Below are 24,804 nucleotides of genomic sequence, written 5' to 3'. Positions count from 1 at the left end.
CGACCTCGTAGTGGCGCTTCACGTCCGCTTAGGGAACACACCGCATACTGGCGACCATGAGCAAGCTTCCTACGCCGGCGATCGTCGGAGTCTCGGCGGTCCTGGGTGCCGGCCTCGCCCTCGGGGCGGGCGCCATCGGCGTCGGATCGGACGGCGACGGCACGACGACCACCGTCCTCCAGCAGGCCCCGGTGGCGAGCGCCGCCAACGCCGCCAACGACGGCGCCCCGACCGCCCGCGAGATCTACGAGCGCGACGCGCCCGGCGTCGTCCTGGTCCAGGCCGAGACCCGCCAGCAGAGCAGCGGCGGCGGGGGGCTCTTCGGCCAGCCCGACCAGGGCCAGGGCGAGTCGACCGGCTCCGGGTTCGTGATCGACGGCGAGGGCACGATCCTCACCAACGAGCACGTGATCGACGGCGCGACCAAGGTCCAGGTCTCGTTCAGCAACCAGCGGACGGTCGACGCCAAGGTGATCGGCCAGGACAAGTCGACCGACGTCGCCGTCCTCAAGGTCGACCCCAAGGGCCTCGACCTGAAGCCGGTCCAGCTCGGCTCGGCCAAGGACGTCCAGGTCGGCGACCCGGTGCTGGCGATCGGCAACCCCTACGGCCTCGACCGCACCCTGACCACCGGCGTCGTCTCGGCCAAGCAGCGGCGGATCACCGCCCCCAACGGCTTCAACATCAGCAACGTCATCCAGACCGACGCCTCGATCAACCCCGGCAACTCGGGCGGCCCGCTGCTCGACGGGGCCGGCCGCGTGATCGGCATCAACAGCCAGATCGCCACCGGCGGCAGCGGCTCGGGCAGCGTCGGGATCGGCTTCGCGGTCCCGATCGACACGGTCAAGCAGATCCTGCCCGACCTGAAGAAGAACGGCCGCGCCAACCTCTCCTACCTCGGCGTGACCACGATGAGCATCCCCGACGGCCTGCCGGAGCAGCTGGCGCCGTCGGTCAAGCAGGGCGCCTGGGTCCAGGCCGTCTCGCCCGGCTCGCCGGCCGCCAAGGCCGGGATCAAGGCCGGCGAGGCGACCGTCCAGCTGCAGGGCACCTCGATCAAGATCGGCGGCGACGTGATCGTCGCGATCGACGGCAAGAAGATCACCTCCGCCGACGACGTCGTCTCGACCGTCGAGGGCAAGAAGCCGGGCGACAAGGTCAAGGTCCAGGTCAAGCGCGGCGACAAGGACGTCGACGTCACCGTGACCCTCGGCCGCCGGCCCGACAACGCCGACGCGAACGCCGGCGGCAACGCCCCGCAGAGCCCGGACTCCGGCAACCCCTTCGCCCCGTAGCCCCGGCCCCCGGACGGCGACGCCCCGGCAAGGTCTCGGCCTTCCCGGGGCGTCGTCACCTCCTCCCGCGGCCGCGCGCGGCGGCCGCGTACGGGCCGGTCCGGCTGCCCGCCGGACCGGCCCGCGCCACGTGCGGGCTCAGCCGCGCGTGACCTCCGGCTCGCCGACGAGACCGAAGCTCTGCAGCACGCCCAGCAGGCGGCGGTGCCCGAACGCCTGGCAGCCCGAGACGAAGCCGGTCCGCAGCGGCCGGTCGCGGATCAGGTGGTGGGCGCCGTAGGCCTGCAGCAGACCGGTCTGCTTGTAGTTGCAGTTGCCGCGGATCACCGTGTGGGCGAAGTCGAGCGGGCCGCTGGCGTAGACCGAGTCGATCGAGCGGTTGACGCGCGGGTTCTCGCGCGGGGGCATCCCCGACTGGACGTTCTCCGCCGCCTGCGACAGCGCCGGCTTGCGCTGCTCCTCGGGCAGCGGCTTGATCTGCTCCTCGACCATCTGGGCGATCTGGACGACGCCCTCCATCAGGGTCCGGTCGAAGACGCCGCCGAGGACCTTGACGTTCGCCACCCGCGGGTCGTTCTTGAACCAGACCGGGTGCGAGGTGCCGCCCCACGGCAGGGTCACCGCGGTCCCGTGCTGGCCCGGGACGGCGACCTCGTAGCCGCGGATCCCCTCCCACGGCACGTACTCGTTGTTCTCGAGGTAGTTCGGGGTCGACAGCAGGTTGGTGAAGATCGTCTGCGTCGAGGCGTAGGTCGGGAAGCCCTTCCACAGCACCAGCACGTCGAGCGTGTCGAAGCGGCCGTCGACCTCGAGGCAGACGTTGGCCGCGATCTCGCCGGTGGTGTACATCTGCGCCAGACCGGGCGAGATGATCAGGTCCTTCTCGGCGAAGGCGGCGCCGTACTTGGCCTCGGCGTCGATCAGCCACTCCTGCTCGCCGGTGGTGTCCAGGTAGTGGGCGCCGGCGTTGACGCAGGCCTGGGCGACCTCGTGGCCGAGGGTCGCGAACGGGCCGACCATGTTGCAGACGACCTTGGCGCCGTCGAACAGCTCGCTCAGGGCCTCGACCGTGTGCTCGACCGCGACGACCTCGTACTGGGCGGTCTCGATCCCGGGGATCGACTCCACGACCTTGCGGGTGCGGTCGGCGTCGCGGCCGGCCGCGATAAACGGGATCCCGTACTCGCGCAGGTACTCCGCCACCAGGCGGCCGGTGTACCCGCTGACGCCGTAGACGACCACGGGCGGCTTGCTGCTCATCGTATGTTGCTCCTCGTCGGCGATCGGGCGGCGGGGGGCCGCCCGTCCGGAACTCCGCGCCCCGGACGATCCGACCGTCGCAGCGGGGTGCCGGCGCTGTCCTGTCGCATTCCCCGCGCCCGGCGGGGCCCGCGCTGTCGGATTCCGCCGACCGCCCGCCGTCGATGGCGGAACCCGCCAACCGCCGCGGCGGCCGCTGTCGGGATCCGTCATCGACCGCCCCTCCGGCAGCCCCTACGGTCGACGAGTGCACCCCTCCTCGGCCGCCGTCGACCCCCGGATCCGCGTCAGCGACGGGGCCCGTGCGCTCGCCCGCGAGGTCGACGCCGAGGCGCTGGCGCGGCTGGTCACCGACGCGATCGCCGCCGAGGTCTTCCCCGACCGGCTGCAGGACACCGGCTTCCGCGAGACCCTCGCCGGCTGCGTCCACGAGAACGTCCGCTCGGTGGTGCTGCTGTTCGAGGGCCGGCTGACGCTGGAGGACGTCAACCCGCTCAGCGCGCTGGCCTTCGCCGATCTCGTCGCCGAGCTGGGGATCCCGGTCAGCGTCCTCGAGCGGACCTACTGGGTCGGCGTCGCCCGGCTCTGGCAGGCGTGGTTCGACCGGGTGGTGGCCAGCCGCCCCGGCGACGAGCAGCTGCCGGCGCTGCTCGGCGAGCCGACGACGCTGCTCTTCGCCTACGTCGACAAGGTCCTCGGCGTCGTCGTCCAGCGCCACGACGCCACCCGCCGCGACCTGCTGCGGACCCGCGAGCACCTGCGCCGGACCGTCCTCGCCGAGGTCCTCGACGGCCGCGCGGCCGAGGAGTCGGACGAGCTCGACCGGACCCTCGGCTACCGGATGCGCGGCACCCACGTCGCGCTGGTGATCGAGCTCGGCACCCGCCAGCGGGTCGAGAGCGAGGTCGCGGCCTACCAGGAGGCGGCCCACGCGACCGGCTCGGTGCTGCTCCAGGAGGGCGCCCGCACCTGGGTCGCCTGGCTCGGCCGCGCCGATGGCTTCGGCGACGGCGAGCTGGCCGCGCTGCGCCGCGCGCTGCAGGCCGGCGGCGCCCGGATCGCGGTCGGCGAGCCGGCCCGCGGGCTCGACGGCTTCCGCCGCAGCCGCGAGCAGGCGCTGCGGGCCGCCCGCGTCCAGCACGCGCTCGAGTCGACGGTCGACCGGCTGGCCGCGGTCACCTGGTACGCCGACGTCCGGCTCGAGGCGCTGCTGCTGGCCGACGAGCGCAGCGCCCGCCAGTACGTGCTCGAGGAGCTGGGCCCGCTGGCCGCCGACGACGTCCGCTGCGCGCGGATGCGCGAGACGCTGCTGGCCTGGCTCTCGACCGGCACCCAGGCGGGGACCGCGGCCTCGCTCGGGCTGCACGAGAACACCGTCCGCCACCGGATCCGCCAGGCCGAGGCGCTGCTGCCCGGCGTGCTCTCGCAGCGGCGGACCGAGCTGCAGGTCGCCCTGCGGCTGGAGCGGATCCTCGGCAGCGGCCGCTCCGACTGACCGCCGCCGGGAGGCCCGCGGCCGCGCGCGGGTCGTAGCATGGGTGGAGTGGCCGACACGCCCTCCGACCTGACCGCCGCCCCCGCCCGTCCGCGTCCGCTGCGGCCGGCGCCCGCCGACGCGCCGCCGCCGGCCCGGCGCGCGCCCGCGACGCGGGTCAAGATCTGCGGCATCACCCGCTTCGACGACGCGCTGCACGCGGTCGAGGCGGGCGCCTGGGCGATCGGGATGATCTTCTGGCCCGGCAGCCGGCGGCGGATCGCCGTCGAGGAGGCGCAGGCGATCGGCGCCGCGCTCAAGCGCCAGGCCGAGGTCGCCGGGGTCTTCGTCAACGCCCCGCTGGACGAGATCGAGCGGCTGGCCGACGCCTGCCAGATGACGATCGTCCAGCTGCACGGCGACGAGGGCCCCCAGTTCTGCGCCGAGGTCGCCCGCCGCACGGGGGCCAAGGTGATCAAGGCCGCCCGCGTCCGCAACGGCGCCGACGTCACCGCCCTGCGGCCCTTCCACACCGACTTCCACCTGCTCGACACCTACGTCGACGGCACCCCCGGCGGCACCGGGGCGACCTTCGACTGGGAGCTGGCCCGCGTCCGCCGAGCCGCGGTCGGCGAGCGGCAGCCGAAGCTGATCCTCTCCGGCGGTCTGCGGGTCGACAACGTCGCCGATGCGGTCCGCGCCACCTGGCCGTTCGCGGTCGACGTCGCCGGCGGCACCGAGGCCTCGCCCGGGCGCAAGGAACCGGCGCTGGTCGAGGCCTTCATCGCCGCCGCCGCGTCGGCCCGCGACGAGCAGCCGGCCGAGGGCGAGGCCGACGAGCCCGCGCCCGCGCCCGCCGCCGAGGCCGCGCCCGAGCCTGGCACCCCTGACCCCGCCCCGACCGCCGAGGGCCACGACCGATGAGCACCACGCCCCGCACGCCGCCCTCGCCCGAGGTCGGGATCGAGCGACGGTTCGGCCCCTACGGCGGCCGCTACGTCCCCGAGACCCTGATCCCGGCCCTCGACGAGCTGGAGCAGGCGTGGACCGCGCTCCGCACCGACGCCGTCTTCCAGGCCGAGCTGCAGCAGCTCTCGGCCGACTACTGCGGCCGGCCGACGCCGCTCTACCTGGCCCGCCGGATCAGCGAGCGGGTCGGGCGCCAGGTCTACCTCAAGCGCGAGGACCTGCTGCACTCGGGCGCGCACAAGATCAACAACGCGCTCGGGCAGTGCCTGATCGCCCGTCACATGGGCAAGCAGCGCGTGATCGCCGAGACCGGCGCCGGCCAGCACGGCGTCGCGACGGCGACCGCGGCGGCGCTGCTGAACCTCGACTGCACCGTCTACATGGGCACCGAGGACATGCGCCGCCAGGGCCCGAACGTGCAGCGGATGCGGCTGCTGGGGGCGACCGTCGCCCCGGTCGAGTCCGGCCGCCGGACGCTGAAGGAGGCGACCTCCGAGGCGATCCGCGCCTGGGTCGCCGAGGTCGCCGACACCCACTACGTGCTCGGCACCGCCGGCGGTCCCGCGCCCTACCCGGCGCTGGTCCGCGACCTCCAGCGGGTGATCGGCGACGAGGCCCGCGCCCAGGTGCTGTCGGCCGCCGGCCGGCTGCCCGACCGGGTCGTCGCCTGCGTCGGCGGCGGCAGCAACGCGATCGGCCTCTTCGCCGGCTTCCTCGACGACGCGGTCGCGCTGCTCGGGGTCGAGGCCGGCGGCCACGGGCTCGACAGCGGCGAGCACGGGGCGGTCCTCACCAGCGGCCTGCCCGGCGGGATCCTGCACGGCGCGATGTCGCCGGTGCTGCAGGACGAGAACGGCCAGATCCTCGAGGCGCACTCGATCTCGGCCGGGCTCGACTACCCCGGCGTCGGCCCCCAGCACGCCTGGCTGCGCGACAGCGGCCGCGCCACCTACGTCGCGGTCGAGGACGACGACGCGGTCCGCGCCTTCCGCGAGGTCTCGCGGCTGGAGGGCATCATCCCCGCGCTCGAGAGCAGCCACGCGCTGCACCAGGTGCTGCACGTGCCGGCGCCGGAGGTCGACCTGGAGGTCGTCTGCCTCTCCGGCCGCGGCGACAAGGACCTGGCCCACGCGCTCGAGCAGCTGGAGCGGCTGGAGGGCGACCAGGCGCTGGCGGTCACCCCGCGCCATCCGCGCGGCGACGCGGAGGCGGGCCGATGAGCAGCCGTCCGGTCGAGCCGACGCTGCGCGGCGGCGCGGGGGAGGAGCGGATCGCCCGCGCCTTCGCGGCCCGCAGCGGCGACGGCGGCACCGCCCTGATGCCGTACCTGATGGGCGGCTACCCCGACGTCGCGACCTCGCGCCGGCTGGCCCGGGCCTACGTCGACGGCGGCGCCGACCTGGTCGAGCTCGGCGTGCCCTACAGCGACCCGCTCGCCGACGGCCCGCTGATCCACGCCGCCGGCACCGCCGCGCTGGCCGCCGGCGTGACCGTCGACGACGTGCTGCGGATCGGCGAGCAGCTGGCCGCCGACGTCCCGGTGGTGCTGATGGTCTACGCCAACCTGGTGCTGCGGCCCGGGTTCGCCCGCTTCGTCGAGCGGCTGCGCGACGCCGGCGGCAGCGGCCTGATCGTGCCCGACCTGCCGGTCGGCGAGGAGGCCGCGGAGGCGATCGCCGCCTGCGACGCGGCCGGGATCGCCTACGTGCCGCTGATCGCGCCGACCACCTCGGACGCCCGCGCGGCCGAGGTCGCGGCCCAGGCCCGCGGCTTCCTCTACGCGGTCTCGGTCACCGGGACGACCGGCGAGCGGGCGGCGCTGGCCGACCAGTTCGCCGACGTCGTGACCCGGGCCAAGGCCCACGCGACGGTCCCGGTTGGGCTCGGCTTCGGGATCGCCAGCGGCGAGCAGGCGGCCCAGGCGGCCGCCGCCGGCGCCGACGGCGTGATCGTCGGCAGCCGGCTGGTGCGGGCGGCCGGCGAGGCCGATCCGGTGGCCGCGGTGGCGGCGACGATGGCCGACCTGGCGGCGGGCCTCGGGCGCTGACGGCGGTCGGGAGCGGTTCGCGGTAGATTCTCGGTCCGTATGGGGCTCATCTACTCCGTCACCTTCTCCGTCCTCGTCTGGATGGTCCTCTGGGCCCTCGGCTGGAAGATCATGGACGCGACGCTGATCGCCGTCGGGATCATCCTCATCGCGACGATGGTCAACCGCGCGCTGGCCTACCTGCCGGGCCGCGGTGGTCCGGACCACAACAACTCCTGACCCGCCGGTGCGGGGTCGCGGCAGCGCCCGCCGCTCGCCCCGCCGGCTCGCCGCCGGCCTGGCGCTGATCGCGGCCGCCGGCGGCCTGGCCGGCTGCGGCGACGATCCGGGGGGCGAGCAGGCGTTCGACACCAAGATCGCGCTCTACGTCAACGTCCCGCTGCGCGGTCCGTGGGGGCCGCAGGGCCAGGCGATCATGAACGGCGCCCGGCTGGCGATCGACGACAGCGGCGGGGGCGTCGGCTCCTACAGCCTGCGGCTGACGATCCGCGACGTCACCAACGACGACGGGGTCGTGGTCGGCGCCCAGGGCGCCGCCCGCGAGGCCGGCACCGCGCTCCGCGACCAGGGCGCGATCGCGATGGTCGGCGGGCTCGACCCGGTCTCCGTGCGCCAGCTGGAGCTGCTGGCCGGCCAGACCGGGCTCTCGTTCGTGGCCGCCTCCGGCGACGAGGTCGAGGACAGCGTCGCCGACCAGTCGCCGCGCGGCCGCCGGCTCTACGTGCGGCTGGCCGCTTCCGACCGGGCGATCGTCGCCCAGCTGGCGCGGCGCGCCCGGGCCGCCGACTGCCGCCGCAGCGTGCTGCTGGCCGTCGGCGCCGGCGGCCAGCGGACCGACGCCCTGCGCGCGGCGCTGCCGAGCCGGGTGCGGCTGGTCACGGGCGACCGCTTCGCCCGCGCGGCCGACGTCCGCGAGGTCGATCCGGCGCTGGTGACGGCGACCCGCCGCGCGCTCGGCGCCGATCCGGGCTGCGTGGTGGTGGCCAGTGAGCCCTCCGCCGGCGACCCGGCGCTGCTGCTGCGGCCGCTGGCCCGCGAGCTGCGCGGCGCGACGCTGCTGCTGACCCGCGGGGCCGCCTCGCAGGCCGTGGCCGAGCTGGCGCGCCGCTCGCGGATCGCCGCCGAGGCGATCGTCGACGACCCGGCGCCGGCGACCGACGCCGAGACCCGCCGGATCGCCGAGCGCTGGCGGCAGGTCTACGGCACCCCGCTGCCGGTCGGCGCTATCGCCGGCTGGCGCAGCGTCAAGCTGGTGCTGCGGGCCGTGAAGGCGGCCGGCGCGCGCGGCAACTGGCGGCGCGACGTCGCCGACGCGCTGCCGCGGGTGGCGGTGCCCGGTCCGCCGGCCGAGGGCCGCCAGCAGCCCGACGGCTCGGTCGTCCCGGCCCCGGTCGGGCTGGCGCGGCCGACCGCCGACGGCTGGACCGTCGCCGAGAACCTGTCCGGCGGCTGAGCCTGGATCCGCCGATCCTCGGGTCGCGTCGCCGCGGATGACCGGCGTCTGGCTCGTTCCGACACCATCGATGGGGAGGACCCCACCTCAGGTGTCGGCTCGCCCCAGCCTTGGTCCTCCACACCGACGCTCAACCGATCCTCGGCGGACCCAGGCTGAGTCTGCGCGGCCTCAGAGCAGGTCGCCGAGGGCCTCGTCCAGGTCCGGGTGGGCGAACGCGTAGCCCAGCTCCGGCACCCGGCCGGGCACCATCCGGCTGCTGTCGGTGACCAGCTGGGCCCGCTCGCCGAGCGCCGCCCGCAGCGCGAGCGCGGGGACGGGCACCAGCACTGGCCGCCCGATCGCGCGCCCGATCGCCTTCGAGAACGCCTTGTTCGTGACCGGCGCCGGGGCGCTGGCGTTGATCGGCCCGCGGAAGCCGGCGTGGTCGAGCGCCGCCAGCTGCAGGCCGACCTCGTCGTCGAGGTGGATCCAGGGCACGTACTGGCGGCCGTGGCCGATCCAGCCGCCGAGCCCGGTCCGCAGCGGCTTGGCGATCACCGGCAGCGCCCCGCCCTGGCCGGCCAGCACCAGCCCGGTGCGGACGGCGACCACCCGCAGCCCCAGCTCGGCGGCGGCACCGGCCTCGGCCTCCCAGGCGGCGGCCATCGCGGCCAGGAAGTCGTCCTCCGGCCCGGCCGGCGCGTCCTCGGTCACGACCGCGTCGCCGCTGTCGCCGTAGTAGCCGGAGGCCGAGCCGCTGACCAGCGTCGCCGGCCGCTCGTCCTCCGGCAGCCCGGCGAGCGCCGCCACCAGCCGCCGGGTGGTGGCCACCCGCGAGTCGCGGATCCGCCGCTTGGCCTCGTCGCTCCAGCGCTGGTTGACCGTCTCGCCGGCCAGGTTGACGACCGCGTCGCGGCCGCGGAGGGCGGCGGCGAGGGCCGCGTCGTCGCCGCCGTCGGCGTCCCAGCCGTGGGCCTCGACGTCGCCGAGCGCACGGCGGGCGCGGTCGGCGTCGCGGCTGACGACGGTGACCTGGTCGCCGCGGGCGAGCAGCCGCTCGACCAGTCGCGAGCCGACGAGGCCGGTGGCGCCGGTGATGGTGACCTGCATGGGGACCTCCTGCGGGACGTTCTCCCTCCACCCTACGCGCCGGTCCACCGATCGCGGGCCGGCCCAGGCCGTGGACCGGGCCGGTCGGCTACGGTCGACGCGATGGATCTGCGCGCGGACCCCACGGCGGTCGAGCCGGCACCGTTGCGGGTCGCGCCGCACGCCGTCGGCGCGGCCGCCTGGCGCGCGTCGCCGCCGCGGCTGCTGTGGCTGCTGGCCGGGCTCTGGCTGTTCGGCACCGGCGAGGGCCTGGTCGTCTGCTCGACGCTCGGCAACTCGCCCTGGACGGTGCTGTCCGAGGGCGTCGGCGAGCAGACCGGGCTCAGCATCGGCGTCGCCACGATCGCGATCTCGGTCGCGGTGCTGCTGCTGTGGCTGCCGTTGCGCCAGCGTCCGGGGCTGGGGACGGTCGGCAACGTGCTGCTGATCGGCGTCGCGATCGACGTCACCGTCGGCCTCGTCGGCCACCCCGACGGGACGCCGCTGCGGGCGGCGCTGGCGCTGGGCGGGATCGCGGTCGTCGGGCTCGGCTCCGGCCTCTACCTGGGGACCGGCCTGGGACCGGGCGCCCGCGACGGCCTGATGACCGGTCTCCACCGCCGCAGCGGCCACCCGATCGCGGTCCTGCGGACCGGGGTCGAGCTGACCGTGCTGGTGATCGGCGCCCTGCTCGGCGGCACCGTCGGAGTGGCGACGGCGGCCTTCGCGCTGCTGATCGGGCCTGCGGTCCAGACCGGCCTGCGGCTGGTCGGCCCTTACGCCCCGGCGCGCTAGCCCGGCGCGCTCAGCGCTCGATCGCGATCTCGTCGAAGGCCAGCGCCAGCAGGGTCGGCCGGGGCAGGACGCGGTCGCCCGGTCCGCGCGGCAGCACCCGCCGGCGGGTGGCCAGGACCAGGCCGTCGACCTCGCGGTGGCGGTCGCAGTGGAGGGCGGCCGCGGCCCAGCGGCCGACCGGCTCGGCGACGAAGTCGTGGCGGCGGATCAGGCCGTCGCCGTCGACGTGGAAGGTCTGGCGCCGGCAGTGGGTGTCGAACCCGGCAGGGAAGGTGGCCCGCAGCCGGCGGCCCCGCGGCCCCGGCTCGCCCTCGCTGACGGTGACGCCGTCGCGGGTCAGCAGCAGCGGCGCGGTCAGGTAGTTCCAGAACGCGTAGCCGGCGAAGTAGGCCACGTCGAGCGGGTCCCAGCGGAGGTTGCGGCGGATCCCGCGCAGCCCGGAGAAGGCCGAGCGGGGGTCGGCGCGGGCGGCCAGCAACTCGCCGTCCGCGCGCTCGATCCGCACCTGGCCGCCGTCGAGCACGGCCCGCTGGCCGACCTGGGGGAAGTCCCGCAGGACGGTCCGCGGCTCGGCGACGTCGACCCGCACGTCGAAGCGCGCCAGCCGCTCGCCGGGGAACCGCTTCGGCAGCAGGCCCTCCAGCCGTCCGCGGGCGGCGATCGCCGTCGTCGACCGCCAGCGCTCGACGCCGCCGTGGGCGGCCAGGACCTCGTCGAGCAGCCCGCTCACGGCGTCGTCCCGGCCTAGGCGTGCTCGGCCAGCGCCTCCTGCGCGACCGCGGCGGCGACGGCCGGGGCCACGTCGCGGTCGAAGACCGACGGGATGATGTTGTCCTCGCGCAGGTCCTCGTCGGCGACCAGGTCGGCGATCGCGCGCGCGGCGGCCATCTTCATCCCCTCGGTGATCTGCTTCGCGCGGGCGTCGAGCGCGCCGCGGAAGATCCCCGGGAAGGCGAGGACGTTGTTGATCTGGTTCGGGTAGTCGGAGCGGCCGGTGGCGATGATCCGCGCGTAGGGAGCGGCCTCCTCGGGGGAGACCTCCGGGTTCGGGTTGGCCATCGCGAAGACCATCGCGTCGGAGTTCATCGTCGCCAGCTTCGTGGCCTCGAAGATCCGCGCGCCGGAGAGCCCGATGAACAGGTCGCGCCCGCCCAGGTGGTCGCCCGGATGGCCGGTCAGGTGCTCGGGGTTCGACATCTCGGCGTACCAGCGCTTGACGCTGTTCATCGAGCCGTCTTGGTAGTCCGCGCGCTCGGTCGAGACCAGCCCGCGCGAGTCGGCGCCGATGATGTCCTTGACGCCGGCCGCGAGCAGGATCTTGGTGACGGCGATCCCGGCCGCGCCGAGCCCGGTCACCAGCACCGACAGGTCCTCCAGCCGCTTGCCGGTGATCTTGCAGGCGTTGAGCAGCGCGGCCATCGTCACGATCGCCGTGCCGTGCTGGTCGTCGTGGAAGACGGGGATGTCGAGCTCGGCCTTCAGCCGGTCCTCGATCTCGAAGCAGCGCGGCGCCGAGATGTCCTCCAGGTTGATGCCGCCGAAGGTCGGGGCGATCGCCTTGACCGTCTCGACGATCGCGTCGGCGTCCTTGGTCGACAGCGCGATCGGGAAGGCGTCGACGTCGGCGAACTCCTTGAAGAGGACGGCCTTGCCCTCCATCACCGGCATCGCGGCCTGGGGGCCGATGTCGCCGAGGCCGAGGACCGCGGTGCCGTCGGTGACGACCGCGACGGTGTTCTTGCGGATCGTCAGCTCGTGGCTGAGCGACTCGTCGGCGGCGATCGCCTCGCAGACCCGGGCGACGCCGGGCGTGTAGGCCATCGCCAGATCGTCGCGGGTCTTCAGCGGATGCTTGGCGCGGACCTCGATCTTGCCGCCCTCGTGGACCTGGAAGGTCCGGTCGGTGACGGCGACGACCTTCGCCTGGGGCCGCTCGTTGATCGCCGCGGCGATCCGGTCCCACGCGCCCTGGTCGCCGGCGGCGATCGTGATGTCGCGCACGAGCGTGTCGCCCGATACCGATACCAGCGCCACGTCCCCGATCACGCCCCCGGCCTGGCCGATGGCCGAGGCGACCTCGCCGAGGGCTCCCGGCTTGTGGTCGATCTCGACGCGGAGGACGATCGAATACTGCGCGGACGGAGTGCCGGTCACGGGGCGGAACCGTACTACCGGAAACCCCCGTTCCACGGCGCGACCTTGTATGCAAGTACACACCCTCCCGCCCGGTGAGCACTGGGGATCCGGAAGCTGGCGCGAACGGCATCGTGCGGCCCGACGGGCCACGGCCCGGATGGTTCGTCTCGGGGGTATGGCGCGCTCCGCCGGCCAGCCGGGCGTAGCGCGCCATACCCCGGCCGGCCCGGTGGGTGTGGCGCGTGGGGCTGGGGCGGCGGGCGTGGGCGCCACACCCCGGAGCGGCTCGACGGGTGCGGCGCGTGGAGCTGGCCAGACGGGCAAGGCGCGCCCCACCCCGGCGGCCCGTCGGGGTGCGGCGCGCTCGGCCGGCCAGACGGGCGCAGCGCGCCACGCCCCCGGTGGGGCGGCGGTCGCCGGGAGCGCGGTACGCCGCGATCAGCCGGCCGTCCAGGCCCGCAGGACCCGCGCGGTCGCGGCGACGGCGGCGTCGGGGTCGAGGCGGCCGCCGTCGGCCCGGCGCAGGCGGTCGAGGGCGTCGACCAGGGCCGGGGTCCAGGCGAAGCCGAGCCGCTGCTGCTCGGCCAGCGAGCGGGCGGCGGCGTCGGCGCCGACCCGGTCGCGCAGGAAGAGCACGGTCAGGGCCCGCACCACCGCCTCCTCGACCATGATCCGCGGCGTCGGGTAGGCCTGCCGCCGCATCGCCTCGGCGACCCGCCGGAACGCCGGCTCGGCGGCCGGTCGCAGCCGCCCCGTCGCCGCGGCGACGATCGGGTTGACCCAGCTGTGGGCCAGCTCGTGGGCCAGGAACTCGACGCTGGCGTCGGTCGGCCGCGGCACGCCGGCGGCGTCGGGCGCCTCGAGGAACAGCACCAGCAGCACCGCCTGCCCCTCGTGGCCGCGGGCGCTGAAGCTGTGGCCACCGGACAGCAGCCCAGGCGCGACCGCGTAGCGGGCCCCCGGCCGGCGGCCGAGCAGCCGCTCGTACCAGTCGAGGATCGGGCGATCGGCGAGCCGTCGGCGGTCGGCGTCGACGACCGCCGCGGCGTAGTCGCGCTGCCCGCGCAGGAAGCCGTCGAGGTCGGCCCTCCGCGCGAACCGCCGCACCAGCGTCAGGTAGCGCGCCACGTCGACCGACCGCCAACGCGGGTCGAGGTCGGCCCGCGGGACGGCCAGCCGCCCGCGGTCGTCGAGCTGGACGGCCAGCTGGATCGGCCCGTCGTAGGCGATCCCGCCCGCCACCAGCGCGCGGGTCGCCGCCACCGCCGGGTCGTCGCGCCAGCGCCCGAACCAGCCGTCGACCGCCCGCGCGTAGGGCGTCGCCGCCTGTGGGTAGGGCGGGGCGCCGGCCAGCCGGAAGAGGATCGACAGCAGCTCGACCCGCCGGTCGACCGCCACCGGCAGCCGCCGGACGGCCTCGCGCGCGGTCGCGGTGGTCGGCGATCGCGGGCTCGTGGCGGTGGTCGCCGTCCGGTCGGCGGTCGTCGGCGCGGCCGTCGTCGGCGGCCCGCCGCGGTCGCGGTCGCCGCCGCCGTCGCCCCCGCAGCCGGCCGTCGCCAGCGCCATCGCGGCCAGCAGCACGGGCACCGTCGCTCGCCGGCCGCGACCCGGCCCGCTGGTTCCCGCCGCCGCTCGTCGCCGCCGTCCGCGCACCCCGCCGGCGAGCCTATCCGCGGCGACGGCGACGGGCCGTCGGCCACGCCGCGCCGGGGGATATCGTGGCCCGGTGGCCACCCGTCCCCCTGACCTGCTCCTGCTCGACGGCAACTCGCTGGCCTACCGGGCGTTCTTCGCGCTGCCGGAGTCGATCGCCACCTCGCGCGGGGAACCGACCAACGCGATCTTCGGCTTCAGCTCGATGCTGGTGAAGATGCGGGAGACGCTTGGCCACGTGCCGACCGCCGTCGCCTGGGACGCCGGCCTCTCCGGCCGTGGCGAGATCTACCCCGCGTACAAGGCCCAGCGGTCGAAGAAGCCCGACCTGCTGCGGGCCCAGTGGCCGCACCTGGCCCCGATCGCCGAGGCGTTCGGGTTCGCCAACGTCTCGCTCGAGGGCTACGAGGCCGACGACGTGATCGGCTCGCTGGCCGTCAAGTCGCGCGAGAAGGGGCTGCGGACGGTGATCGTCACCGGCGACCGCGACATCTTCCAGCTGATCGACCCCGACGGGATGGTCGCGGTGATGGCCACCGGCCGCGGGATCACCGACACGAAGACCTACGACCGCGACGCGGTGATCGAGCGCTACGGGCTGCCGCCGGAGCTGATCCCCGACTTCTACGGGCTCAAGGGCGACACCTCGGACAACATCCCCGGCGTCCCCGGGATCGGCGACAAGACCGCCGCCCAGCTGCTGCAGCAGTTCGGCGACCTCGAGGGGGTGCTGAGCTCGATCGACCAGGTCTCCGGCGCCAAGCGCAAGGAGAACCTGACCGAGCACGCCGAGAACGCCCGGATCTCGCGCGAGCTGGCCCGGATCCGGACCGACCTGCCGGTCGAGCTCGACCTCGACGCGCTGCTCCAGGCGACGCCGGACGCCCAGGTCCTGCGCGAGACCTTCCAGCGCTTCGAGCTGCGCGACCCGTGGCGGCGGCTGGAGCCGCTGCTCGACGGCGACGGCCGCCCCAAGGGTCCCGCCGGCAAGGCGCTGGAGCTGCCGCTGCGCGAGGTCGCACTCGACCAGCTGGCGACGATCCTGGCGCCCTTCGACGCCCCGCCCGGCGGCGGTTCGGCGACCGCCGCCGACCGCCGCCCGGTCGCGGTGGCGGTGGTCGAGCCGACCGAGCGGGCCCAGGAGGGCGGCCAGCTGTTCGACCCCGACGCGGCCGAGGCGCTCGGCGACGGCGAGGGCGGCAGCGACGGCGACGTCCCCGCCGATCCGCTGCGGTTCGCGGTCGCCCGGCTCGACGGCGACCAGCAGCCGGTCGAGCTGCTGGTCGGCGGCTGCGCGACCCCGGCGGCGCTGGTCGCGGCGCTCGGCGAGCGGCCGATCGTCTGCCACGACGCCAAGGCGCTCGACCAAGTGCCGGACGACGTTCGCCACGACACGCTGCTGGCCGCGTACCTGCTGGAGCCGCAGCGGCGCGGCTACCCGCTCGACGAGCTGGCCGACGAGCGCAACTTCGCGGTCGCGATCGAGGACGTCGCCGGCGCCACCGCGGCTCGGATCGCGCTGCTGGCGGTCGACCAGCGGGCGCTGCTCGTCAGCACCGGCATGGACCAGCTGCTGCACGAGGTCGAGCTGCCGCTGGTGCGGGTCCTGCGCGACATGGAGCGGATCGGGATCCGGATGTCGGTCCCGCGGCTGGAGGCGGTCGCCTCCGAGGTCCGGGCGGAGATCGCCACTCTCGAGGAGCAGATCCACGCCGACGCCGGCCGCAGCTTCACGATCGGCTCGCCGAAGCAGCTGGGGGAGGTGCTCTTCGAGGAGCTGGGCCTGTCGCGCAAGCGCCGTGGCAAGACCGGCTACTCGACCGACGCGCGGGTGCTGCAGGCGATCCGCGACGAGCACCCGATCGTGCCCCGGATCGAGCGCTGGCGCGAGCTGTCGACGCTGGCCAAGACCTACCTCGACGTGCTGCCGCAGCTGGCGCTCGCCGACCCCGAGAGCCGGATCCACACCACCTTCGGGCAGACCGTGGCCCAGACCGGGCGGCTGAACTCGAGCGACCCGAACCTGCAGAACGTGCCGGTCCGGACCGCGCTCGGGCGCCGGATCCGCGAGTGCTTCGAGGCCGCGCCCGGCCAGGTGCTGCTCTCCTGCGACTACAGCCAGGTCGAGCTGCGGATCCTCGCCTACTACGCCGAGGAGGAGACCCTCCGCGAGGCGTTCCGGGAGGACCGCGACGTCCACACCGCGACCGCCGTCTCGGTCTTCGACGTGCCCGCCGAGGAGCTGGACGCCGGCCAGCGGTCGAAGGCGAAGATGGTCAACTACGGAATCGCCTACGGCCTGACCGACTTCGGCCTCGCCGACCGCCTCGACATCCCGCGCGAGGAGGCGAAGGAGATGATCGAGGCGTACTTCGCCCGCTTCACCGGGGTCAAGCGGTTCATCGACTCGACGATCGAGCAGGCGAAGGAGGCGGGCGAGGTGCGGACGCTCTTCGGTCGCCGGCGGCTGATCCCCGAGCTGAAGGCCCGCAACCCGCAGGTTCGCGGGCTCGGCGAGCGCTACGCGGTCAACACGGTGATCCAGGGCACCGCCGCCGACATCATGAAGCTGGCCATGATCGGCGTCCGGCGGGCGCTCGACGAGGCCGACGTCGAGACCCGGATGATCCTGACCATCCACGACGAGCTGCTGCTGGAGGGCCCGGAGCACGAGATGGCCGACGTCCGCGCGCTGGTCGAGCGCGAGATGGTCGCCCCGTGGCCGCACGACCCGCCGCTGAAGGTCGAGGGCGGCGTCGGACGGACCTGGGTCGACGCCAAGTAGCAGCCGCTGCGGCATCAGCCGCGCCGCCTCCCCGGCGTGGCTGATGCCCGGCTCCGCCGAAAGGCACACGAAGGTGAAGCACCGGTAAATCGGCTTGCATCCGCGTGTCTCCAAGTGGTTTGATGCGGCCCGCGAGCGCGGTGGTCACGCTCGCGGACCAGTGGAGGGGTGGATATGCGATCGCGTGTCGTAGTGGTGACGGTTGCCGTCCTCGGGACGGCGGCCATGGTTCCGGCTGGCGCTGAGGCCCGGCCGACGATCCTCAAGCCGCTCTTGCAGCCGTTGCTCAACCCGCTGCAGGGGCTCGACCGAGGGCTGCTCGACCTCGACCGCGACGGCGGCGGGACGCTCGAGGAGCTGCTGCTGGAGGGCTGCAACCCGCTCTCCTCGGCCGACACCGACGGCGGCGGCATCAAGGACGGCGCCGAGCTCGACCAGGGCACCGACTGCCAGAACCCGCTCGACGACGTCCCGCCGTCGAAGGACGCCGACGGCGACGGCTCGCCGGTGCCCGAGGACTGCAACGACCACGACCCGGCGATCCGGCCCGGGATCCCGGATCCGCCCGATCCGAACGCGGTCGACAGCAACTGCGACGGCTTCGACGGCGATCCCGCCGCCGGGATCTTCGTGACCCCGACCGGCGACGACGCCGCGGCCGGCACCAAGGCGGCCCCGAAGCGGACCGTCCAGGCCGCGATCGACACGGCGTCGACCGAGGGCAAGGACGTCTACCTGGACAGCGCGATCTTCGCCGACGACAACCCGGCGGGCGTGACGCTGAAGGACGGGGTCAACCTGTACGGCGGCTACCGCGCCAACGACGGCTGGAGCCGCAGCGCGATCCCCAGCGCGACCCGGATCGAGGGCGCCCCGCAGGCGGCGGTCGCCAGCGGCGTGACGGCCGAGATCCAGCTGCTGGAGCTGCGCGGCCATGCCGACGCCGGTCGCAGCGCCTACGGGCTGCGGGTCCTCGGCGGCTCCCAGATCACGATCCGCCGGGCCCGGGTGCGGGCGCTCGACGCGGTCGCCGGCGGACGCAACGCCAACGGCGACCACGGCCGGATCGGCAAGAACGGCGAGTCCGGCGGCACCGGTGACGAGGACGGCGCGGCCGGCGGCGGCGGAGCCGGGGGCAACCTCTTCGGCTTCACCGGCGGCGCCGGCGGCAACGGCGGCAGCGAGGGCGACAACAACGGCAGCGGCGGCGCGACCGGCAACGGTCCGGCCGGCGGCGCGCCCGGCGGCGGCGGCAGCAGCCACGGCTGCGACGGCGGCGACAACGGCGCGGCCGGCAGCGACGGCGGCAACGGCGTCGACGGGGCCAACGGCCTCGGCGGGTCCAACAGCCTCGGCGGCGCGGGCGCGACCTGGGTCGCGGCGGCGGCCACCAACGGCACCGACGGCACCACCGGCTCCGGTGGCGGTGGCGGCGGCGGGGGCGGCGGCCAGGGCGGCGCGCTCTGCGACGACGGCGGCGGCGCGGGCGGCGGCGGCGGTGGCGCCGGCGGCGAGCGCGGCACCAAGGGCTTCGCCGGCGATCCCGGCGGCGGCTCCTTCGGCGTCTACCTGTTCGGCGCCTCCGGCGTGACCGTGGTCGACGGCTCGGCGATCATCGCCGGCGACGGCGCGCCCGGCGGCAACGGCGGCCAGGGCGGCTCCGGCGGCATCGGCGGCGAGGGCGGCGCCGGCGGCCTGACCACCGACGGCGGCCTCTTCCAGGACGTCGACGGCGAGACCGGTCTCGGCGGCAAGGGCGGCAAGGGCGGCAACGGCGGCCAGGGCGGATCGGGCGGCGGCGGCGCCGGCGGCCCGAGCGCGGCGATCGCCAGCTTCGGCGGCGCGACCGCGTCCGTCACGGCCTCGACGCTGACCCACGGCAACGGCGGCCCGGGCGGCATCAGCCCGGCCGGTGGCACCGCCAACGGCGCGGCCGGCCAGGCGGCCGACCAGCTGCCGTAGGCGGCGGTCGACCGAAGGAGCGCACGATGGCTCTCCCCACCAGGACGATGCGGTACGTGGTCGCGGCGCTGGTCGCCGCGGCCCTGGCCGCGGGAGCCGTCGTGCTCCCCGCGTCCTCGACCGCCGCGCCGACCCCGGCGCAGCGGCTCAACGTCATCCCCGACCCGTGGCTCGGCCCGGTGCTCGACGACCTCGGGCAGGGCCGGCCGCTCGGCCGCCTGCTGAAGGACGTCCTCTGCCCGCCGGTCGGCGAGGTCGACGAGCTGGTCAGCGGCGTCCCGGGTCTGCAGGACCTGACCGGGATCCTCGAGACCGGTGCCTGCAACCTCGACGTCCTCGACTACAGCTACCACACCGAGTTCCGGCGGCCCGACGGCTCGCTGGCGGTGAAGAACGTCCCGGCGATCGTCAACGTCCCGACCTTCCTCGACGTCGACGACAAGCCGGGCGCCGAGTTCGTGGCCACGATCCGCGTGCTCGGGATCGACCAGATGGTGGTCCAGATCGACCGCGTCGGGCCGTTGCTCGCCGACGGCGTGCTGAAGCCGCTGCCGGCCTCGGTCGAGGCGATCATCGCCGACCCCTCGAAGGGCTCGCTGCCGCGCAAGCGGATCGCGTACGGCTTCGACGCGAAGGAGTCCAGCGCCCCGACCCAGTGGGAGACGGTGCTGCGGCTGACCGACGTCTTCGGCTCGCCCGATCCGCTGAAGCTCGGCGTCGACTTCAACCAGACCGGCGCCACCGGTCCGGTCGCGGTCACCGGCGAGATCTACAACCCCGACGCGTCGCGGCTCGGCCGTCGCGACCGGATGGGCGGCGCGGTCCGGTTCCAGCAGCCGCCGGCGCGGGCGTCGGTCGACTTCGAGCTCGGCTCGCGGGTCGTCGCCCACCTGCGGACCACCACCTCGACCAAGGTCGACGTGCTGGCGCGGCTGCAGGAGAACGACGACGAGACCCGGATCGAGGCCTCGATCGACCAGCTCCCGCGGCAGGTCGACATCGCGTTCTCGCAGCCGGGTCCCGACCAGATGCGGATCGACTACGACGCGATCAGCCCGATCGCGGCGCTCGACGCCCGCTACACCAAGCGCAAGGGGGCGCCCGAGTACGACACCGTCACGACGACGGCCGAGGCCCACGTCCGCGACCTGCCGCAGGGGCTGACGGTCGAGCAGACCGGGCCGGAGGACTTCCGGTTCAGCACCCGCGGCGGCAAGATCGGCGCGATCGAGGCGGCGTTCGCTCAGAACGGCGCCCCGATCACCGAGAGCGAGCCGGGCGACTACGTGAAGGTGGTCCAGGACGGCTCCTACACGTCGCTCGCCGCCCGCCTGCTCGGGCTCGAGCGGGCGCGCTTCTCGGGCGCGTCGCCGATGACGATCGAGGCGACGGTCCAGCCGGGACCGGTGCGGGCGTCGGTCCACACGCCCGACCTCGACGCCGAGGCGACGATCCGCGACCTGCCGCACGAGCTGCGGCTGATCCTGGATCTGGAGAAGCCGCGGATCGTCTACGACGGCGACGGCAGCGGGATCGACGAGATCAACGTCCGGGCCCAGAGCGCCAAGCCGCTGTTCGGCCGCGCGACCCACCTGGACGCGACGGTCAAGGGGATCCCGGCGACGATGCAGCTCGACCTGAAGCAGAGCGGCGACGACGTCGAGTTCGTGACCGACAACCCGATCGGGTCGATCCAGCTGCTGGCCTCCGACGGGCACGCCGAGAGCCTGCCCGCCGGCCAGCAGGGCGTGATCTACCGCGACCAGGAGGACCGCTGGCTGATCTTCGGCCGGATCTTCGGGCTGCGGCAGGTGAAGCTGCGGACCGAGCCGCTGAAGGTGCTGGTGCGCGCCGGCGAGGGCAAGCCCTTCAGCGCCGACGCGACGGTCCGCCAGCCCGGTGACGACCTCGACGTCCACGCCAGCATCGAGAACCTGCCGCGGCGGGTCGAGGTCGGCCTGACGCAGGACCAGGCGGCGGGGACGAGCATCGTCTACGACGCCGACCAGCCGATCGGCCGGATCGTGCTCGAGGGCCAGAACCTGGAGCTGCTCGACCGGGCCGACGACTTCCGGGTCGCGGTCAACGACGTGCCGGCGCACTTCGAGGCGAAGCTGCCCGAGAGCGGGGCGCTGGTCGAGGCCTCGGCGATCGATCCGATCGGCGAGATCAAGATCCAGCTGGCGGACGGTGGCTTCGAGGAGCTGCCGCCCGGCCGCGACGGCGCGATCTACCTGGACACCGACACCCGCTTCGCGATCACGGCCAAGGTCTCGCACCTGCGCGGCCTGAAGGTGGTCACCGATCCGCTGCCGGAGATCTCGCTCGACCTGCCCGACGCACCGAACCCGTTCGACTTCAAGATCGAGCGGCGGAAGTTCCCGGACGAGCCGATCGAGTACTTCCGGGGAACGATCGACCGGCCCCAGCGCGACACCAAGATCAAGCTGGAGACCGATCCCCAGGTGCGGTTGGACTACGGGGCCGGCGGGGCGATCGACACGATCGCGCTGGAGTCGAACGTCGGCAGCCTGGGGCTGATCGACGCGACGCTCCAGAACCTGCCGCGGGCGCTGAAGGTCTGCTTCGACTCGGGTCCGGGCTGCAAGCGGCCGGAGTCCCCGGACGACGACGCGCTGGTCTCGGCGGCGATCGACGACGACGACGCCAGCCACGGGCCGATCGTGCTCAACGGGCTGATCTGCATGTCGCCAGACTCGGACGTCGACTGCCGCAACCCGAGCCTGCGGAAGACGTTCGTCACGTTCGAGAACCTGAGCGTGCGCGAGTTCGCCTTCGACGCGGTCAGCGACGGCATCAGCAGCGGCGCGTTCATCGACACCGACAACAAGGACCTGACCGGCAAGGTCGAGTACCGCGACACCGACCTGCCGATCATCGACGGGTTCCGGATCGCGCTGCCGAGCGGGTTCCGGGCCCAGAACCGCCAGGCCGGGATCTTCTCCTCGGCCGGCACGATCGTCTGCCCGAGCGGGACGACGATCGGCACCATCAGTCCCGACATCAACCTGGCCGGCCTGCTCTGTCCCTGAGGACGAGCGGGCCGGCCGACGGCCGACCCTGACCCGCCGCGCGGCGGGTCGGGGTCAGCCGCGGCCCTCCAGGTCGAGCAGCTGCTGCTTGGCCGCGGCCCCGCCGCGGTACTGGCCGAGCGCGCCGTCGGTCCGCAGGACCCGGTGGCAGGGGACCAGCAGCGGCAGCGGGTTGGTGGCCAGCGCGGTGCCCGCGGCGCGGACCGCGTTGGGGCTGCCGGCGGCGGTCGCGACGGCCCGGTAGGAGCTGGTGGCGCCGTAGGGGATCCGGGCGGTCGCCTCCAGGACCTGGCGGCGGAAGGCCCGCGTCAGCCGCCAGTCGAGGGCGACGTCGAACGTCCGCCGGCGGCCGGCGAAGTACTCGTCCAGCTCGTGGCGGGCCGCGGTCAGCCGCGGGTTGCCGGCCCGCAGCACCCGCGGCGAGATCTCGCGGGCCAGCTGCTCGAGCAGCGCGTCGTGGTCCTCGGCCGGCAGCCCGACCCGGACCACGCCGCGCTCGGTGGCGCCGATCCGCAGCCGCCCGAGCGGGCTGTCGTGGTCCTCGTAGGCGACGTCGACCAGGCCGGCCTCGCCGGCGCGATCGGCGAAGCGGGCGCGGGCGCGGGCGAAGGCGTCGTCGTCGGCGGGGGTGCCGCGGCGGAGGGCGGCGATCGTCGGGTCGGTGGCGGTCATGGGCGGGAGACGGTCGGGAGGGACGGATCGTGAGGCGCGAGCGCGGGGTCGGCCCGCAGCCGCCGCAGCCCCTCGTGGAGGTTGCGGCGGGCGGCCTCGGGGCTGGTGCCCATCGCGACGGCGATCTGGGCGTGGGGGAGGTCGGCCAGGAACCGCAGGGCGACCGCCTGCCGCTGCTTCGGCGGCAGCGTCGCCACCCGTCGCCAGATCGGGTCGACACCGGGCGCCGGCGCGGCGGGTGCCGGCTGCTCCTCGATCCGGTCGCTCGGCTGCGGGGCGCGGTCGCGGGCCCGGACGGCGTCGACCAGCTTGCGGTGGGCGATCGCGAACAGCCAGCCGGCGACCGCCTCGGGGTCGCGCAGCTCGTCGTAGTGGCGGAGCGCGGCCAGCAGGGTCTCCTGGAAGGCGTCCTCGCCGTGGTCGCGGCCGAGGCGGGCGACGCAGAAGCGCAGCAGGGCCGGGCCGTGGCGCTCGACGATGGTGTCGAAGGGGAGGGCGGGGGCGGGCACGACGGAGGGACGGACGCCGACCCCGGAACGTGAGATCGGCCGTCGTGACGAGCCTAGGGCTCCGCCCGCAGCGCCGCCCGCCGGACCTTGCCGGAGGTGGTCATCGGCAGCGCGTCGCGGAACTCGACGATCCGCGGGTACTTGTAGGGCGCGGTCTGGCCGCGGACGTGCTCCTGCAGCTCGGCGGCGAGCGCGGGGCCGGGCGCGTGGCCCTCGCGCAGGACGACGACGGCGCGGACGACGCTGCCGCGCTCGGGGTCGTCGGCGGCGACCACCCCGGCCTCGGCGACCGCCGGGTGGGTCAGCAGCGCCGACTCGACCTCGAACGGGCCGATCCGGTAGCCGGCGCTGATGATCACGTCGTCGGCCCGGGCCTCGAAGTACAGGTAGCCGTCCTCGTCCTCGCGGACCCGGTCGCCGGTCCGCCAGGGGACCGCGCCGGGGCCGGCGTCGTGCGGCTCGCGGCCCAGGTAGCCGAGGAAGAAGGTCGGCACCGTCGCCGGGTCGACGACCAGCTCGCCGTCGTCGATCCACAGCCGCACGCCGGGCAGCGGCCGGCCCATCGAGGCCGGCCGCGCGGGCGCGCCGGCCGGGTTGGCCGTCAGCTGGCCGGTCTCGGTCTGGCCGAAGCCGTCGCGGACGTCGAGCCCGGTGGCGGCGCGCCAGGCGGCCAGGACCTCCGGGTTCAGGGCCTCGCCGGCGGCGACCAGGCCGTGCAGCGACGGGCACGGCTCGACCGTCGTCCGCTTGGCGATGATCCGGTACTCGGTCGGGGCCATGCAGAGCACCGCCACCCGCTCCTCGCGGACGATCGCCAGCCGCTCGGCGGGGTCGAAGCGGGCGTCGTGCAGCAGCCCGGCGGCGCCGCGGATCCAGGGCGCGATGAAGACGTTGCGGGCCGACTTCGACCAGCCGCTGGCGGCGGTGCACCAGACCAGGTCGTCGGCCTCGGGCGCCAGCCAGTGGCGCGCCTGCAGCTGCTGGCCGCTCAGGTAGCGCTGGCCGTGGAGGACCGGCTTCGGCTCGCCGGCGGTGCCGCTGGTGAAAGTGATCAGGCAGGGATCGGTCGCCGCCAGCTCGGCGTAGGGCGGGGCCGGGCGGCCGGAGGCGAAGAGCGCGGCGTCGGGCACCAGCAGCACGGCGACGTCCTCGCGTCCGCACAGCGCCTGCTCCAGCGTCGCCCGGTTGCGCTCGTCGCAGACGATCGCCCGCGGCGCGGTGGCGGCGATCCGCAGCTCCAGGTCCTTGGCCCGCAGCTGCTCGGTGCAGGGCAGCGCGACCGCGCCGATCCGGAAGCAGGCGACCATCGCCAGCACCCACTCGGGGCGGTTGCCGACCAGCGTCATCACGACGTCGCCGCGGCCGACGCCAACCCCGTCGAGGACCGCCGCGAAGGCCGCCGAGCCCTCCGCGACCTGCCCGAACGACCACTCGCGGCGGCCGCCGTCGCGGGCCCGCTCGACCAGCGCCCGCCGGGCGGGGTCCTGGGCGGCGACGACGTCGCGGGCGAAGTTCACCGGGCGGCTCCGAGCATCGTCCCCGGATTCTCGGAGATCGCGCCGACGGCCGGCGCCGCGCCTGGTAGCCGACCTCTGCGGTCGGAGATGAATTAGGGTGCCCTCTGTTGCTCGTCCGCCGCCGTCCGGTGGACGCCCCCCCCCGACCGT

19 protein-coding genes are annotated in these 24,804 nt (G+C 75.0%); 11 read left to right on the top strand and 8 right to left on the bottom strand.

The features are described from left to right. The first annotated feature begins 56 nt into the window (after positions 1–56). A complete protein-coding gene (locus SH587_RS21580; protein ID WP_320672725.1) occupies positions 57–1,298 on the top strand; it encodes a S1C family serine protease in 1,242 nt (413 codons plus the stop codon). Positions 1,299–1,436: 138 nt separating this feature from the next. Here SH587_RS21580 and SH587_RS21575 read toward each other — a convergent pair whose 3' ends face one another. After that, complete coding sequence (locus SH587_RS21575; protein ID WP_320672724.1) at positions 1,437–2,558, bottom strand: DUF5938 domain-containing protein; 1,122 nt, start codon at positions 2,556–2,558, stop codon at positions 1,437–1,439. Between the two features lie 247 nt (positions 2,559–2,805). On the opposite strand from SH587_RS21575, the gene SH587_RS21570 reads away from it, so the two are divergent. From SH587_RS21570 to SH587_RS21545, 6 genes are read left to right on the top strand one after another with little or no spacing between them, the layout of a single operon-like run. Then, positions 2,806–4,053 carry a PucR family transcriptional regulator gene (locus SH587_RS21570; RefSeq protein WP_320672723.1) on the top strand — a complete coding sequence of 416 codons (1,248 nt, stop codon included), beginning with the start codon at positions 2,806–2,808 and terminating at the stop codon, positions 4,051–4,053. Between the two features lie 48 nt (positions 4,054–4,101). Continuing rightward, positions 4,102–4,956 carry a phosphoribosylanthranilate isomerase gene (locus SH587_RS21565; RefSeq protein WP_320672722.1) on the top strand — a complete coding sequence of 285 codons (855 nt, stop codon included), beginning with the start codon at positions 4,102–4,104 and terminating at the stop codon, positions 4,954–4,956. After that, positions 4,953–6,221, top strand: a complete 1,269-nt coding sequence (gene trpB, locus SH587_RS21560) for a tryptophan synthase subunit beta (protein WP_320672721.1) — start codon at positions 4,953–4,955, stop codon at positions 6,219–6,221. Before SH587_RS21565 ends, trpB begins: the two co-directional genes overlap by 4 nt. After that, positions 6,218–7,048, top strand: coding sequence for a tryptophan synthase subunit alpha (gene trpA, locus SH587_RS21555; RefSeq protein ID WP_320672720.1), 831 nt, complete (start codon positions 6,218–6,220; stop codon positions 7,046–7,048). The genes trpB and trpA overlap by 4 nt, the downstream gene beginning before the upstream one ends. A gap of 39 nt (positions 7,049–7,087) precedes the next feature. Further along, positions 7,088–7,267, top strand: coding sequence for a hypothetical protein (locus SH587_RS21550; RefSeq protein WP_320672719.1), 180 nt, complete (start codon positions 7,088–7,090; stop codon positions 7,265–7,267). Positions 7,268–7,274: 7 nt separating this feature from the next. Beyond that, entirely contained in the window at positions 7,275–8,501 is a 1,227-nt protein-coding gene (locus SH587_RS21545; RefSeq protein ID WP_320672718.1) for an ABC transporter substrate-binding protein, read from the top strand. 171 nt (positions 8,502–8,672) lie between these two features. Here the strand turns inward: SH587_RS21545 and SH587_RS21540 are convergent, their stop codons facing one another. Next, positions 8,673–9,593 carry a TIGR01777 family oxidoreductase gene (locus tag SH587_RS21540; protein ID WP_320672717.1) on the bottom strand — a complete coding sequence of 307 codons (921 nt, stop codon included), beginning with the start codon at positions 9,591–9,593 and terminating at the stop codon, positions 8,673–8,675. A 102-nt stretch (positions 9,594–9,695) separates the two neighbouring features. Between SH587_RS21540 and yczE the strand changes: the two genes are divergently transcribed. Then, on the top strand, positions 9,696–10,367 hold the full coding sequence (gene yczE, locus SH587_RS21535) for a membrane protein YczE (RefSeq protein WP_320672716.1): 672 nt from the start codon (positions 9,696–9,698) through the stop codon (positions 10,365–10,367). A gap of 10 nt (positions 10,368–10,377) precedes the next feature. Here yczE and SH587_RS21530 read toward each other — a convergent pair whose 3' ends face one another. The 3 genes from SH587_RS21530 to SH587_RS21520 all read right to left on the bottom strand — a co-directional run bounded on the left by SH587_RS21530 (position 10,378) and on the right by SH587_RS21520 (position 14,090). Then, entirely contained in the window at positions 10,378–11,097 is a 720-nt protein-coding gene (locus SH587_RS21530) for a hypothetical protein (protein ID WP_320672715.1), read from the bottom strand. A 14-nt stretch (positions 11,098–11,111) separates the two neighbouring features. After that, on the bottom strand, positions 11,112–12,521 hold the full coding sequence (locus SH587_RS21525) for an NAD-dependent malic enzyme (RefSeq protein ID WP_320672714.1): 1,410 nt from the start codon (positions 12,519–12,521) through the stop codon (positions 11,112–11,114). Between the two features lie 420 nt (positions 12,522–12,941). Then, positions 12,942–14,090, bottom strand: a complete 1,149-nt coding sequence (locus SH587_RS21520; protein ID WP_320672713.1) for a DUF4932 domain-containing protein — start codon at positions 14,088–14,090, stop codon at positions 12,942–12,944. 139 nt (positions 14,091–14,229) lie between these two features. On the opposite strand from SH587_RS21520, the gene SH587_RS21515 reads away from it, so the two are divergent. From SH587_RS21515 to SH587_RS21505, 3 genes are all read left to right on the top strand, one after another. After that, the gene (locus SH587_RS21515; protein ID WP_320672712.1) at positions 14,230–16,941 is read left to right on the top strand and encodes a DNA polymerase I; all 2,712 of its coding nucleotides are present in this window, start codon (positions 14,230–14,232) and stop codon (positions 16,939–16,941) included. A gap of 225 nt (positions 16,942–17,166) precedes the next feature. Beyond that, complete coding sequence (locus SH587_RS21510; RefSeq protein WP_320672711.1) at positions 17,167–18,903, top strand: hypothetical protein; 1,737 nt, start codon at positions 17,167–17,169, stop codon at positions 18,901–18,903. Positions 18,904–18,929: 26 nt separating this feature from the next. After that, positions 18,930–21,956, top strand: a complete 3,027-nt coding sequence (locus SH587_RS21505) for a hypothetical protein (RefSeq protein ID WP_320672710.1) — start codon at positions 18,930–18,932, stop codon at positions 21,954–21,956. Positions 21,957–22,010: 54 nt separating this feature from the next. Here SH587_RS21505 and SH587_RS21500 read toward each other — a convergent pair whose 3' ends face one another. The 3 genes from SH587_RS21500 to SH587_RS21490 are packed head-to-tail and all read right to left on the bottom strand — an operon-like array spanning position 22,011 to position 24,654. After that, entirely contained in the window at positions 22,011–22,628 is a 618-nt protein-coding gene (locus SH587_RS21500; protein WP_320672709.1) for a methylated-DNA--[protein]-cysteine S-methyltransferase, read from the bottom strand. After that, the gene (locus tag SH587_RS21495; protein ID WP_320672708.1) at positions 22,625–23,137 is read right to left on the bottom strand and encodes an RNA polymerase sigma factor; all 513 of its coding nucleotides are present in this window, start codon (positions 23,135–23,137) and stop codon (positions 22,625–22,627) included. The genes SH587_RS21500 and SH587_RS21495 overlap by 4 nt, the downstream gene beginning before the upstream one ends. 53 nt (positions 23,138–23,190) lie before the next feature. Beyond that, positions 23,191–24,654 carry an acetate--CoA ligase gene (locus SH587_RS21490; RefSeq protein WP_320672707.1) on the bottom strand — a complete coding sequence of 488 codons (1,464 nt, stop codon included), beginning with the start codon at positions 24,652–24,654 and terminating at the stop codon, positions 23,191–23,193. Positions 24,655–24,804: the final 150 nt, after the last annotated feature.

Source organism: Patulibacter defluvii, assembly GCF_034096925.1.
GTDB lineage: Bacteria > Actinomycetota > Thermoleophilia > Solirubrobacterales > Solirubrobacteraceae > Patulibacter > Patulibacter defluvii.
The sequence above is the reverse complement of the archived record's forward strand: the minus strand, read 5'-3'. Positions and strand labels throughout refer to the sequence as shown.